Source organism: Mesorhizobium sp. LNHC209A00, from assembly GCF_000502915.1.
Classification (GTDB): Bacteria; Pseudomonadota; Alphaproteobacteria; order Rhizobiales; family Rhizobiaceae; genus Mesorhizobium.
Genome location: NZ_AYWT01000002.1, coordinates 236,148 through 248,785 on the forward strand (window position 1 = coordinate 236,148; position 12,638 = coordinate 248,785).

Here is a 12,638-nt window from a genome sequence, read left to right on the forward strand (position 1 = left end):
ACGGCGCCCGCCCCGCGAAAAATGCGGGGTACTCCAGGAGAAACAATGTCTGCTGCAAATCCCACTCGCGATGATTTCGCGAGCCTGCTCGAAGAATCATTTACCACCGGTCATTCCGGCGAAGGCCAAGTCGTCAAGGGCACGATTCTGGCGATCGAAAAAGACATGGCCATCATCGATGTCGGCCTCAAGGTCGAAGGCCGGGTGCCGCTTAAGGAATTCGGCGTCAAGGGCAAGGACTCGACTCTCAAGGTCGGCGACACGGTCGAAGTCATGGTCGAGCGCATCGAAAATGCGCTGGGCGAGGCCGTGCTGTCGCGCGACAAGGCACGCCGCGAGGAGAGCTGGGTCAAGCTCGAAGAGAAGTTCACCAAGGGTGAGCGCGTCGAAGGCGTCATCTTCAACCAGGTCAAGGGCGGCTTCACCGTCGACCTCGACGGCGCCGTGGCCTTCCTGCCGCGCAGCCAGGTCGATATTCGCCCGATCCGCGACGTCTCCCCGCTGATGCACAACCCGCAGCCCTTCGAGATCCTCAAGATGGATCGCCGCCGCGGCAACATCGTCGTGTCGCGCCGTACCGTGCTGGAGGAGAGCCGCGCCGAACAGCGTTCTGAAATCGTGCAGAACCTCGAGGAAGGCCAGGTTGTCGAAGGCGTCGTCAAGAACATCACCGATTACGGTGCGTTCGTCGACCTCGGCGGCATCGACGGTCTCCTGCATGTCACCGACATGGCATGGCGCCGCGTCAACCATCCGACCGAAATCCTCAACATCGGTCAGACGGTCAAGGTGCAGATCATCCGCATCAACCAGGAAACCCACCGCATCTCGCTCGGCATGAAGCAGCTCGAGAGCGATCCATGGTCCGAGATCGGCACCAAGTTCCCGATCGGCAAGAAGATCAAGGGCACCGTCACCAACATCACCGACTACGGCGCGTTCGTCGAGCTGGAGCCGGGCATCGAAGGCCTCATCCACGTTTCGGAAATGTCGTGGACCAAGAAGAACGTGCATCCCGGCAAGATCCTGTCGACCACGCAGGAAGTCGACGTGGTGGTGCTCGAAGTCGATCCGGCCAAGCGCCGCATCTCGCTCGGCCTCAAGCAGACGCTCGAGAATCCGTGGCAGGCTTTCGCCTCGAGCCATCCGGTCGGCAGCCAGGTCGAGGGCGAGGTCAAGAACAAGACCGAGTTCGGCCTGTTCATCGGCCTCGAAGGCGACGTGGACGGCATGGTGCACCTCTCCGACCTCGACTGGACCCGTCCGGGCGAGCAGGTCATCGAAGAGTACAATCGCGGCGACATGGTCAAGGCGCAGGTGCTCGACGTCGACATCGACAAGGAGCGCATCTCGCTCGGCATCAAGCAGCTGGCCAAGGACACGGTCGGCGAAGCCGCGACGTCAGGCGAACTGCGCAAGAACGCCGTCGTTACCTGCGAAGTCATCGGCGTCAAGGATGGCGGTCTGGAAGTGCGGCTGGTCGACAGCGGCATCGAGACCTTCATCAAGCGCTCCGACCTCAGCCGAGATCGCGACGAGCAGCGCCCCGAGCGCTTCACCGTCGGCCAGAAGGTCGACGCCCGCGTCATCGCCTTCGACAAGAAGACCCGCAAGCTGCAGGTCTCGATCAAGGCGCTGGAAATCGCCGAAGAGAAGGAAGCCGTCGCACAGTACGGCTCGACCGACTCCGGCGCTTCGTTGGGCGACATCCTGGGCGCCGCGCTGAAGAAGCAGGGCAACTAAGGATTAACCGCTTGCCGCACGATTTAGTGCGGCCTTGAACAAAGGCCCCGCCGGAGCGATCCGGCGGGGCTTTTCTTTACGGCAAGATAAACTTCCTCGCGTATTTGGCAGTCGTCCCGGGGAAGCCTTCGATGAGCAAAGACGACGACAGGGCCGCAGCGCAATCTTCGTGGCTGCCGCGTCTCTATACGAGCGCACCGGCCCTTTTCTGCTTCTGCGGCATGGTGACGGTGATGATCGTCCTCTGGTCCCTGGGCTTCCGGCTCAATACCGATGCGGACGACCTTCTCAAAATACACGAGATCCGCACCTTGCTCGAGACCGGGAATATATTCGACCGGACAATGCCCGGCATTGCCCAGCCCGAACCCTACATCTCGCACTGGCCATGGATCGTGGATCTGCCCTATGCCGCCTTTGCGTGGTTGCTCGCGCCGTTTGCCGGCTTCGAGCCGGCGCTGATGGCGGCAAGCTTTGTCGTGCCGCTGCTCCTGTTTGTACCCGCGCTCTACTTCTACAACCGGCTGATTGTCGCGATGGGCTTTGCCTATCCGGCCATTGCATTGCCGTTGGCCTTGATCTTCGCCGCGCGCACCTTCTTCGAATACGCGCCGGGGCGGATCGACTATCACAATCTGCAGATATTGCTTCTGCTTGCCGCCCTGGTCCTGTTGCTGTCGCGGAACCGCCTTTCGCCCCTCGTCAACGGCTTGCTGACCGCCCTGGCAATCGCGATCAGCGCCGAGTTCGCACCGTTCTTTGCGCTCGTGATGGCCGTCTACGCCTTCGACTGGATCGCCGGCCGCGACGAGAGTGCAACAGGGATCACCAGCTTTGGATTGGCCCTGGCGATCGGCGCGATCGGCCTGTTCGCCGCCACCGTCGCGCCCTCGGCCTATGCCGCGATCAAATGCGATACCTATTCCGCGCCGCATGGACTGGGGCTGACCGCCGCCGGGCTCTCGTTCGCCGTCGTACCTCGGCTTGTTGGCACGCGTGGCGGCTGGGCAATGCGGACAGCGCTTCTGCTGGCGTTCGCCGCTATCAGCGTGGTGGCGCTGGTGAAACTGTTTCCGCAATGCCTGGGCGGCCCTTACGCGTCGATGGACGCCTATGTCCGCGACAACATGCTGAACAGAATTCTTCAGGAGATGAGCCTGTTCCGGCGTTCCGATTTCGTGCTGTCGTCCGGCTTTCCCAGCATGTTGCTGCTGTTCGTCGGCGCGCTTGCGCCGGTCGTCATCTGCACCGGGTCGCATGGCCGCAGCCGGCCTCTGGTCATACTGGCCCTGTTTTCGCTGCTCGGATTGGTGCTGGCGATCGACTATCTCCGCTACTTCCGCTATCTCCCGATTTTCTCCGGCATCGGTCTGATCTTCGTGCTGGAGAGCCTCCTGCCGCACGGTTCGGGGCTGCGGCGCTATTTGAAATCTCCCGTGCCGGCGCCATCGCGCAAATACGCGCTGATCCTGCCCGGCCTGGTTTTGTCCGCGGCCATCGCGTTGTACCACCTGGCGGTCGAACCCTCCCAGGCGGCTATACCCGCCGCCGAATTCGCGGACAGTTGCGACCTCGATCATTTCGGAGTGCAACGGGGTTGGCCGCCGGGCGCCATCGTCTTTTCGCCACCGCTCATCGGATCGCATTTCGTCGCGCTGGCCGAGGGCCCCAAGGTGGTGACGATCCCCAACCACCCTTCGGCCATGGGCATCGAACGGAGCTACCGCTTTCTCGACCCCATGACCGCCGACCCGCGTGCGATTCTCGACGCGTCGAAGGCGACACATGTCGCGATCTGCGCCTGGCGAGGCGCGCCCTCGCCAAGTCTTGAAGCCGCCTACCCGTTCGCGGCGGCCCTGATGGAAGGCAAGCCGCCGGCTTGGTTGAGGGAGTGTCCCACGGACGCTTCATCGCCGCTGCGTATCTACAGCTACCGCAATGCCGATGGATCCGACGCCGGCTGCCCGGCGTCGACGCTCTCCGCTCAGGCCCTGCCGTAGAGCGGCACCAGCGTTCCGCTCATTGCCTGATTGGCCGGCGAGGCAAGATAGGCGATGGCTTCGGCCGCGGCTTCGAGGCTGACCCATCTGGTGAAATCGGCATCCGGCATGTCGGCGCGGTTCGCCGGCGTGTCGAGCGTCGATGGGGCCACCGCGTTGACCAGGATGCCCTGGGCCTTCAATTCTTCCGCCATCGCGACCGTCATGGCCGCGACCGCCGCCTTGCTGGCCGTATAGGCGACCATGCCGGCGCCGCGGCGCGGGTCGAGCCCGGCGCGTGCCGTGACATTGACGATGCGGCCGGCAGTATCCGACGCCAGCATCGAGCGGATGGCGGCGCGGCTGCACAGGAAGGCGGTGCGGGCGTTGGTGTCCATCATCTCGGCAAAGGACGCCGATTCGATCTTCTCCACCGGCGCCATGGCAAAGCCGCCGGCCAGATGGATCGATCCCCACAAGGCAGGAACCTGGCTGTAGAATGCCTCGACCTTGGCGGGGTCCGAGAGATCGACATTGTGCGCCAATTTGACATTGTCGTGCGTGGTGAAGGGGAAGTGCTGAGGTGCCGCGGCATGCGCGTTCGGCACGTGGCAGATCGCGCCCTGCTCCAGCAGTCTGCCGACCACCGCCCCACCGAGCGCGCCGGTTCCGCCGGTCACAACGATGTGCCTGCCTTCAAGTGTTTCCGTCATCCTTGACCGCTCCTGTCATTTTTATGATTTTTGTCGTGGTTTGCCGCGCCGACGCGAAGCGTCGCCCCTTTCCGTCGATCACTCAACCGATATCTCGACATGGCAGCCGTCACGTCTTTGCATGCGTCAGGACGTCGCCGAATAACGAAGCCGCCCGGAAGCGGCTCAACTCTTGAAAACCAAGCCGGCGAATGGTCCGCTTCCTGTCGGCAAGGACGGCCCAGATGTTTTAGACGACCGTGACCTCGATGACGCGCGGCAGCCCCGTTGCCCGGGCGTGCTTGAGCGCCCGTGGCAAGGCGTCGATGTCGGCCAGCCTTTCGGCGCCAATGCCATAGGCTTCGGCCAGCTTGCAGAAATCCGGCGGCGCCGGGGATACGCCGACAGGTTCCACGCCGACATCGAGCATCGAGGTCTCGATCTCACGATAGCCTCTGTTGTTCCAGACCACGAAGATGACGGGCGCTCCAGAATCGAGCGCCACCGCTATCTCCGGCAAGGTGAACTGGAAGCCCCCGTCGCCGGTGAGGCAGACAACCGGGGCATCGGGCACGGCAAGTGCCGCGCCGATCGCCGCCGGCGGACCGTAGCCAAGCGCGCCGAAGCCGGTCGCGGCATTGAACCAGCCGCCGGGCCGGTCGTGGTCGTAATAGAGGTTGGCGGCGTAAATCGGCTGGGTCGAGTCGCCAACGATGATGGCGCCGGGCAAAGCGTCGCGGATCATTTCCACGGCACGCACCTGCGCCGCATAGGCCGGGCTCAACTCGGCAAAAGCGGCCTTTCTCGCCGCCGCGGCGCGGCCATGGCCATCTTCGCCAGCACCGTGGGCGGGATCGATCGCCGCAAGCAGCGCCTCGATCGCCTCGGCGCAATCGGCCTCGATGGCGACCGTCAACGGACGCCGCGCAAGCTGGTCGGCGCCGATGTCGATACGGATCAGGTTCGAAGGCAGTATGAAGCCGCCGTCGCCATAGCCGTCATAGTCGGTCGGGCCGAATTCGGTACCGGCGGCGATCACTAGATCGGCCCCGGCCATCAGCGCGCGAACCGCCTTGAGGCTCGGGCTTGCCGGCACGCAAAGCGGATGGCCATGCATGAGACCGCGTGCGTTGGTGGTCTCGACGACCGGCGCGCCCAGCCTTTCGGCAAGGCGCCGCAGCGCCGCATCAGCTTTCTTGGCGCCACCGCCTGCAAGGATGAGCGGGCGGCGCGAGGCGGCGATGAGTTCGGCAGCCCTGGCAATGGCGGCGCTGTCTGGCGCCGGCGGCGCGGCATTGCTCAACGCGGCCGACAATCCGTCCGCCGGCTTGACCATGATGTCGGTCGGGATCTCGATATGCACAGGGCCGGGCCTAGATGAGGAAAACAGGGCGAAAGCCCGCGCCAGCGCATCGGGCAATTCGCTGGCCCCGGTCACGCGTAACGACAACAGTGCTACCTTCTCCATCATGCCGCGCTGATCGGGCAGTTCATGCAGGAAGCCGAGCCCCTTGCCGAGCGTGTCGGTGGCGTTGACGCCGGAGATCACCAGCATCGGCACCGAATCGGCGCGTGCCTGGCCCATGGCGGTGATGGTGTTGGTCAGCCCCGGCCCGGTGATGACGAAGGCGACTCCCGGCCTGCCGCCGGCGCGCGCATAGCCGTCGGCCATGAACCCGGCGCCCTGTTCGTGGCGCGGCGTGATGTGGCGTATCTTCGAGCGCGCAAGGCCGCGATAGAGTTCGACCGTGTGGACGCCGGGAATGCCGAACACGGTGTCGACGCCATGCGCCTCGAGCAGCGAAATGAGCGCTTCGCCCACAGTGGTCATTGGTTTTCTCCCCTATCTCTTTGTTTCTACGCATTTCCCAAGGGGAAAGCGCTGCGCGCTTTTCACGGGAAAACCGCTTTTCACTTTTCCAGGAATTGCTCCAGCGGCGCGAGGCCGAGCTCCGACTCGACAGCCTTGATGCCGATCGCCGCCAATTCGCCGGGCGAGAACATCTCGCCGGCCAGGCAGCCTTCGATCCAGAGTCCGTCGATGATCGCATTGATGGCGATGGCATGGTGGCGCAACTGGGTTGCGTCCGGCTTGTGCTGTTCGGCGGCGAGCACGTCGGCCACAACTGCTTCCACTTCGTTGCGAAAGCCAAGGTAGCCTTCGCGGTGGGCACGGGCCAGGGCAGGATCCGCACTGGCGCGGCCGATGAAGGTTGCCCACAGCGAAAACACCCGCGCGTCGATGATCGGCGCATTGAGATTGGCGGTGATGAAAGCCGCGAGGCGCTGGCGCGGCGAGGCATCATCCATGACCAATGCCGCCTTCGCCTGCTCGGTCATGCGGTCGACCAGCGCCGTATAGGCTTCCTGCAGCAATTCTTCCTTACCCGGGAAATAATGCCGGATCAGCCCGGCGGTGACGCCGGCACGCAATGCGATGGTGCGCAGGCTGGCGCCTTGCAGGCCATATTCCGCCACGCTGTCCAGAGTCGCTTCGATCAGATCCTGCCGCCGCCGCTCCTCGCCCTCGCGACGGAACTTACGGCGCTCATTCATTGGCGCAGGATCGGTCGCGTCAGGCATGTCGGCCCGCCTTCGCAGGCGATGCAGAGCGCGTCCGCCTCGAAGATTTCAACCGTGCAGCCGGCGGCTTCCATGGCGGCCTTGGTCCTGGGAAAGCCCGCGACGGCAATGACCTTGAGCGGGCTGGTCGGCAGTACGTTAAGGCTGAGGCCGTTGGAAGCCGCGAACTCCTCGGCGTCGCCTTCGACCAGCCGGATGCCGCGCGCCTTCAGCGTCTGATAGAAAGGGGCCGGCAAAAGTGGTGAATAGACCAGCGCCAGGTCGTCGGCCAGCGGGCTGATCACCGACATCAGATGCAGGCACGCCTCTTCGCCCTGCCACAGCGGCAGATCAAAGCCGTAGACGGAAATCCCCAGCGGCGACAGCAGGTTGGAAACCTGCTGGATGCCTTCCTGGTTGGAACGGACACCGCGCCCGATCGCCAGCGTGCGGGCATCCACCCATACACAGTCGCCGCCTTCTACCTGGCCAGGAGCCTCGACGCGGCCAAGGATCGGAATGCCCAATCTTCTGTAGGTTTCTTCATGAAGCGAAGGCTCCCTGGCGCGCAGCGGCTTGCCCATGGACAGGATCAGCGCACCGCGGTCGGTCATCAGCGAAGGGTCGTGCGTGAAAACCGAATCCGAGAGTCCGTCGGCCTTGTCCTCGATCCATTCGATCTCGGCGCCGGATGCCGCCACCAGTTCAGCAAGGACTGCGTGCTGCGAGGCCGCTTTCGCCGCGTTGAATCCCGGACCATAGTGCCAGGCGGCCCGGTCGGCGTCGCGCATGGCGTTGGCGGCCGACCGCATCAGCACGCGCCGTAGCGGCGCCGCCATGGACTGGGATCCGAAAGCGCTCATCGATACCCTTTTTTAAGCTGAAAAAAACCGAGAAAATTTCATGAGAGGTTATTTATACACTTGCACAACAAGGCCGCAAGTGCCGTAATGAGCGGGATTGACGGGCTCGCTCTGTTGGGTCCATGCTTGAGGTCTGGAGCGGGGCAGTACAGCGTATGTTGATTAGCCGGATAGACGTTCGACGAACCGCCGGCGGCGATATGGAGGTCATTTGGTGAGCGCTGTGGCAGCTGCCAAAGTCCCATCCGGCGAGGCGCAGGACGGCGCCGCAGAAGCCATCCATGTCGAGAACCTGCACAAGAAATTCGGTCAACTGCATGTGCTGAAGGGCGTATCGCTGTCGGCCCGCGACGGCGAGGTCATCGCCATCATCGGCGGCTCGGGCTCAGGCAAATCGACGCTGCTGCGCTGCATCAACTGCCTGGAAAACCCGACCAGCGGCATCATCCGGGTCAATGGCGAGCAGATCAAGCTCAAGGCGGACAGCCATGGCCATACCATTCCGGCCGACCGCAGGCAGATCGAACGCATCCGCTCCAAGCTCGGCATGGTGTTCCAGAACTTCAACCTGTGGAGCCATATGACGCTGATCGAAAACGTCATCGAGGTTCCCGTTCATGTGCTGGGCGTCAAGCGCGACCAGGCTATCGCCCAGGCCGAAAAACTGCTGGTGCGCGTCGGGCTGGCCGAGAAGCGCGACGTCTATCCGGCCTATCTCTCCGGCGGCCAGCAGCAGCGCGCCGCGATTGCTCGCGCCTTGGCCATCAATCCGCGCGTCATGCTGTTCGACGAACCGACCTCGGCGCTCGATCCCGAACTGGTCGGCGAAGTGCTGAAGGTGATCGGCGATCTGGCCCGTGAAGGCCGCACCATGGTGCTCGTCACCCACGAAATGAAATTCGCCCGCGAGGTCGCGACCCATGTCGTCTACCTCTACAACGGGTTGGTCGAGGAGGAAGGCCCGCCGGAGCAGATCTTCGGCGCGCCCAAGTCCGAAAGGCTAAAGCAGTTCATCCGCAACATCGGCTAGGGACAGGCCGGGACGGAAGAAAACCGGGAACCAACAACAAACTGGGAGTTCTGAAATGAAGACTGTTCTGAAGACATTCGCCGCGGCGCTGCTGCTCGGCGTCGCAGCCATGGGCGTGGCCAAGGCCGATCCGGTCAAGATCGGCGTCGCCGCCGAACCCTACGCGCCTTTCACCTCGCCCGATGCTTCGGGCAAATGGGTCGGCTGGGAGATCGACTTCATCGACGCCGTGTGCGCCGAAGAGAAGCTCGACTGCGTCATCACCCCTGTCGCCTGGGACGGCATCATCCCGGCACTGACCACCAAGAAGATCGACCTCATCGTCTCGTCGATGTCGATCACCGCCGAACGCAAGAAGACCATCGACTTCTCCGACAAGTACTACAACACCCCGACCGCGATCATCGGGCCCAAGGACCAGAAGTTCGGCGCCACGCCCGACGATCTCAAGGGCAAGGTCGTCGGCGTCCAGGTGTCGACGGTGCATGCCGTCTACGCCAAGAAGCATTTCGGCCCCACCGCATCCGAGATCAAGGAATACCAGACGCAGGACGAAGCCAACAACGACCTCGCCGCGGGCCGCCTCGACGCGGTACAGGCCGATTCCATCGCGCTCAAGGAGTTCCTCAAGACCGACCAGGGTAAGGCCTGCTGCGATCTCAAGGGCATGGTTGCCCCTGACGACGAAGTGCTCGGACCGGGCGTCGGCGCCGGCGTGCGCAAGGAAGACACCGATCTGAAAGAGAAGATCAACGCCGGCATCAAGGCGATCCGCGCCAACGGCAAATATGACGAGATCTCGAAGAAATACTTCGATTTCGACATTTACGGCGGCGCCACGCAGTCGAACTGACGACCCTCGCATCGGCTGGAGGACGGGGGGCTGACGCCCTCGTCCTCCAGCCGGCCTGTCCACGCATGCTTGCCGCCGGCTGCTGGTGCCGGCGGACAGAGCCAGCAATCCGGGGGCGAAGCTGATCGAATCCTTTCTTCCGGCTTCCGCGGCCGGCATCGTCGAACTGCTCTCGCCGGCTCCCGTCGGCTGGGGCGGGACGCTCTTGCTCGGGCTCCTGCATTCACTCGAGATCGCCGTCGGCGCGACCATCGTCGGCCTGCTGATTGGAACCTGCGGTGCCTATGGCAAGCTTTACGGCGGACCCGTGGTGCGCGACCTGTTCGCGGTCTACACCACCGTGGTGCGCGCCGTGCCGGAACTGGTGCTGATCCTGCTGCTCTACTATGCCGGCACAGACCTGATAAACCAGGTGCTGACCGCGATGGGTTACCAGCGTGTCGACATCAGCGGGCTGGTGGCCGGCATCGCCGTGCTCGGCTTCGTCCAGGGCGCCTATTCGACGGAAGTCATCCGCGGCGCGATCCTCGCCATCCCGCAGGGCCAGATCGAAGCCGCCCGCGCCTTCGGCATGTCTCCCGGCCTTCTGTTGCGGCGCATCACGCTGCCGGCGATGCTGCCTTTCGCCATTCCGGGCCTCGCCAATCTGTGGTTGATCGCCACCAAGGACACCGCGCTGCTTGCCGTCGTCGGCTTCTTCGAATTGACGCTGGCGACACGACAGGCGGCGGGCGTCACCAAGGCCTATCTGGTCTTCTTCCTCGCCGCCGGCGTGCTCTATCTCTGCGTGACACTGATTTCGAACCTCCTGCTTGGCCGCGCCGAGAAATGGGCGCGGCGCGGCATGCCTTCCCTCAAGGAGGCACGCTGATGACCAGCGAAACCGTCATCATCGACACGGCGGCGCGCGCTTCGCTCTGGCTGCAGCCGCATCGCATCGTGCTGATCCTGATCGCGCTTGGGCTGGTGGCGTCGGCCGCCTTCTTCATGCGCTGGGACTGGCTGCCGCAATATTGGGAAATGGGCCTGATGGGGATCTGGCGTGCCCTGTGGATCCTGGCCGTCACCTGTACGCTCGGCTTCATGATCGCCGTGCCCGTCGGGCTGGCGCAGGCGGCCGGCTCGATCTGGGTCGCGGCGCCTGCGAAAGTCTTCTGCACCATCATCCGCGGCACGCCGCTGCTTCTGCAGCTATGGCTGCTCTATTACGGGCTGGGCTCGCTGTTCCCGCAATATCCATGGATCCGCGAATCCTGGATGTGGCCTTATCTCAGGCAGGCCTGGCCATATGGCGTGCTGGCGCTGACCTTGTCCTTCGCCGGCTACGAGGGCGAAGTGATGCGCGGCGCCTTTGCCGGCGTGCCCAAGGGGCAGTTGGAAGCCGCCCGCGCCTTCGGCATGAGCCGCTGGAAGATCTTCCGCCGCATCTGGCTGCCGCAAGCCTTCTACCGGGCGCTGCCGACACTGACCGGCGAGACCGTGCTGCAGCTGAAATCGACGCCGCTGGTGGCGACCATCAGCGTGATAGACATCTTCGCCGTCTCGTCCAAGGTGCGGCAGGACACCTATCTCACCTACGAGCCCTTGCTGCTCCTGGCGTTGATCTATATGGCGATCACCGGCATTCTGGTCTTCGCCTTCAGCCGGATCGAGGCACGAATCCCGGTCAAGATCGGTTAGGTTCTAGTGAGTGGTGAGTAGGGATTGGTGAGTAGGAAGTGGCTGCCGCGCACTCCACAACTCACCACTCACTAACCCCTACTCACTCCTACTAAGGGCAATCGCCATGCAACTCAGTCTCGACCAGGCAAAAGGGCTGTGCCGGATGGCGGCACTTGGCGCCGGCGCCAACGAGGAAGCGGCGCAATCGCTCACCGCCTCGATCATCGCGGCCGAGGCAGAGGGACTTGCAGCGGTCGGGCTCACGCATTTCATCGACTATCTCGAAGCGCTCGAGGCCGGGCGCATCGACGGCAATGCCGATCCAGTGATCACCCGGCCGGCGTTGGCCATCTATCTCTCGGATGCGCGCGGCGGGCTGGCGCATACCGGCTTCGACCGCACCATCGACGACCTCGCCAAAGCGGCAAGACTGTTCGGCGTCGCCATCTTCTCGCAGAAGAACGCCTACACCTGCGGGGCGCTCGGCTACTTCACCGGCCGGCTGGCCGCGCAGGGGCTGGTGTCCTTCGCCGCCACCAATGGTCCGGCTGTCCTGGCCGGCTCAGGCTCGGTCAAGCCGGTCTACTGCACCAATCCGATGTCGTTCGCCGCCCCCGCCGCCGACGGCGCGCCGCTGGTGATCGACCAGTCGTCGAGCGCCACCGCCTTCGTCAACATCCGCAAGGCCGCCGAGGACGGCAAGAAGATCCCCGAAGGCTGGGCGCTGGACGCCAGCGGCAACCCGACCACCGATCCGGCGGCGGCCATGAAGGGCGCCATGCTCGCCTTCGGCGGCCAGCGCGGCGCCAACATCGCGCTGATGGTCGAAGTGCTGGCGGCCGGCCTGTCGGGCGCCAACTGGTCACTCGACGCGCCATGGTTCAGCGGCGGCCCGGACAGCCCCGGGACCGGCCTGTTCGTCCTTGCCGTCGAGCCCAAGCTGCTCGACCCGGGTTTCGAGCAGCGCATGAAAGACCAGCTCGACCGGCTGCGGCGCCGCTTCGGCGTTCATGTGCCCGGCCGCGGCCGCGCCGAAGCGGCCGAAAAGGCTCAGGCGCGCGGAATCACCGCGCCCAAGGAAGTGATCCAGCGCATCTCCGAATTCGCCGCACGCTACTCGGCCTGATTATTTTGCTTTCTTTTCAGTTAGTTAATTGGCCGGCCCCCGCCTGTAGCGCGGTTGTGCGCGTTCTTTTCGCGTGCGTTCTGAACCTTTTTGAGCGCCCGGGCGACCAACGTTTGTCCAGGGCAAGA

General features: G+C 64.0%; 11 protein-coding genes. 7 read left to right on the forward strand and 4 right to left on the reverse strand.

Annotated elements, in window-relative coordinates; genetic code table 11:
* The first annotated feature begins 45 nt into the window (after nucleotides 1-45).
* On the forward strand, nucleotides 46-1,743 hold the full coding sequence (gene rpsA / locus X739_RS161400; RefSeq protein WP_015314259.1) for a 30S ribosomal protein S1: 1,698 nt from the start codon (nucleotides 46-48) through the stop codon (nucleotides 1,741-1,743).
* Nucleotides 1,744-1,874: 131 nt separating this feature from the next.
* Nucleotides 1,875-3,743, forward strand: a complete 1,869-nt coding sequence (locus X739_RS161395; RefSeq protein WP_023781695.1) for a hypothetical protein — start codon at nucleotides 1,875-1,877, stop codon at nucleotides 3,741-3,743.
* Here the strand turns inward: X739_RS161395 and X739_RS161390 are convergent.
* The 4 genes from X739_RS161390 to X739_RS161375 all read right to left on the reverse strand — a co-directional run bounded on the left by X739_RS161390 (nucleotide 3,728) and on the right by X739_RS161375 (nucleotide 7,839).
* Entirely contained in the window at nucleotides 3,728-4,435 is a 708-nt protein-coding gene (locus X739_RS161390) for an SDR family NAD(P)-dependent oxidoreductase (RefSeq protein ID WP_023772432.1), read from the reverse strand. The genes X739_RS161395 and X739_RS161390 overlap by 16 nt on opposite strands.
* A gap of 229 nt (nucleotides 4,436-4,664) precedes the next feature.
* Nucleotides 4,665-6,245, reverse strand: coding sequence for a 5-guanidino-2-oxopentanoate decarboxylase (locus X739_RS161385; protein ID WP_023792922.1), 1,581 nt, complete (start codon nucleotides 6,243-6,245; stop codon nucleotides 4,665-4,667).
* Nucleotides 6,246-6,325: 80 nt separating this feature from the next.
* Nucleotides 6,326-6,997, reverse strand: a complete 672-nt coding sequence (locus tag X739_RS161380) for a TetR family transcriptional regulator C-terminal domain-containing protein (protein ID WP_023772430.1) — start codon at nucleotides 6,995-6,997, stop codon at nucleotides 6,326-6,328.
* Nucleotides 6,967-7,839 (reverse strand): dimethylarginine dimethylaminohydrolase family protein, encoded by an 873-nt coding sequence (locus tag X739_RS161375; protein WP_023772686.1) that lies wholly within the window; start codon nucleotides 7,837-7,839, stop codon nucleotides 6,967-6,969. Before X739_RS161375 ends, X739_RS161380 begins: the two co-directional genes overlap by 31 nt.
* Before the next feature lie 214 nt (nucleotides 7,840-8,053).
* Here X739_RS161375 and X739_RS161370 point away from each other — a divergent pair, with 214 nt between their 5' ends.
* The 5 genes from X739_RS161370 to X739_RS161350 all read left to right on the forward strand — a co-directional run bounded on the left by X739_RS161370 (nucleotide 8,054) and on the right by X739_RS161350 (nucleotide 12,510).
* Nucleotides 8,054-8,869: an ABC transporter ATP-binding protein gene (locus tag X739_RS161370; RefSeq protein ID WP_031247950.1), complete on the forward strand. Its 816-nt coding sequence runs from the start codon at nucleotides 8,054-8,056 to the stop codon at nucleotides 8,867-8,869.
* 55 nt (nucleotides 8,870-8,924) lie between these two features.
* Complete coding sequence (locus X739_RS161365; RefSeq protein ID WP_023772428.1) at nucleotides 8,925-9,722, forward strand: transporter substrate-binding domain-containing protein; 798 nt, start codon at nucleotides 8,925-8,927, stop codon at nucleotides 9,720-9,722.
* Between the two features lie 205 nt (nucleotides 9,723-9,927).
* Nucleotides 9,928-10,593 (forward strand): ABC transporter permease, encoded by a 666-nt coding sequence (locus X739_RS161360; RefSeq protein ID WP_032924130.1) that lies wholly within the window; start codon nucleotides 9,928-9,930, stop codon nucleotides 10,591-10,593.
* Nucleotides 10,593-11,402 (forward strand): ABC transporter permease, encoded by an 810-nt coding sequence (locus tag X739_RS161355; protein WP_015314268.1) that lies wholly within the window; start codon nucleotides 10,593-10,595, stop codon nucleotides 11,400-11,402. Before X739_RS161360 ends, X739_RS161355 begins: the two co-directional genes overlap by 1 nt.
* A gap of 106 nt (nucleotides 11,403-11,508) precedes the next feature.
* Nucleotides 11,509-12,510 carry an Ldh family oxidoreductase gene (locus X739_RS161350; RefSeq protein WP_023772425.1) on the forward strand — a complete coding sequence of 334 codons (1,002 nt, stop codon included), beginning with the start codon at nucleotides 11,509-11,511 and terminating at the stop codon, nucleotides 12,508-12,510.
* The last annotated feature ends 128 nt before the right edge of the window (nucleotides 12,511-12,638 follow it).

Excerpts from the sequence above, each read along its gene's own strand:
- rpsA (WP_015314259.1), top strand. The coding sequence starts at position 46 with ATGTCTGCTGCAAATCCCACTCGCGATGATTTCGCGAGCCTGCTCGAA.
- X739_RS161395 (WP_023781695.1), top strand. The coding sequence starts at position 1,875 with ATGAGCAAAGACGACGACAGGGCCGCAGCGCAATCTTCGTGGCTGCCG.
- X739_RS161390 (WP_023772432.1), bottom strand. The coding sequence starts at position 4,435 with ATGACGGAAACACTTGAAGGCAGGCACATCGTTGTGACCGGCGGAACC.
- X739_RS161385 (WP_023792922.1), bottom strand. The coding sequence starts at position 6,245 with ATGACCACTGTGGGCGAAGCGCTCATTTCGCTGCTCGAGGCGCATGGC.
- X739_RS161380 (WP_023772430.1), bottom strand. The coding sequence starts at position 6,997 with ATGCCTGACGCGACCGATCCTGCGCCAATGAATGAGCGCCGTAAGTTC.
- X739_RS161375 (WP_023772686.1), bottom strand. The coding sequence starts at position 7,839 with ATGAGCGCTTTCGGATCCCAGTCCATGGCGGCGCCGCTACGGCGCGTG.
- X739_RS161365 (WP_023772428.1), top strand. The coding sequence starts at position 8,925 with ATGAAGACTGTTCTGAAGACATTCGCCGCGGCGCTGCTGCTCGGCGTC.
- X739_RS161355 (WP_015314268.1), top strand. The coding sequence starts at position 10,593 with ATGACCAGCGAAACCGTCATCATCGACACGGCGGCGCGCGCTTCGCTC.
- X739_RS161350 (WP_023772425.1), top strand. The coding sequence starts at position 11,509 with ATGCAACTCAGTCTCGACCAGGCAAAAGGGCTGTGCCGGATGGCGGCA.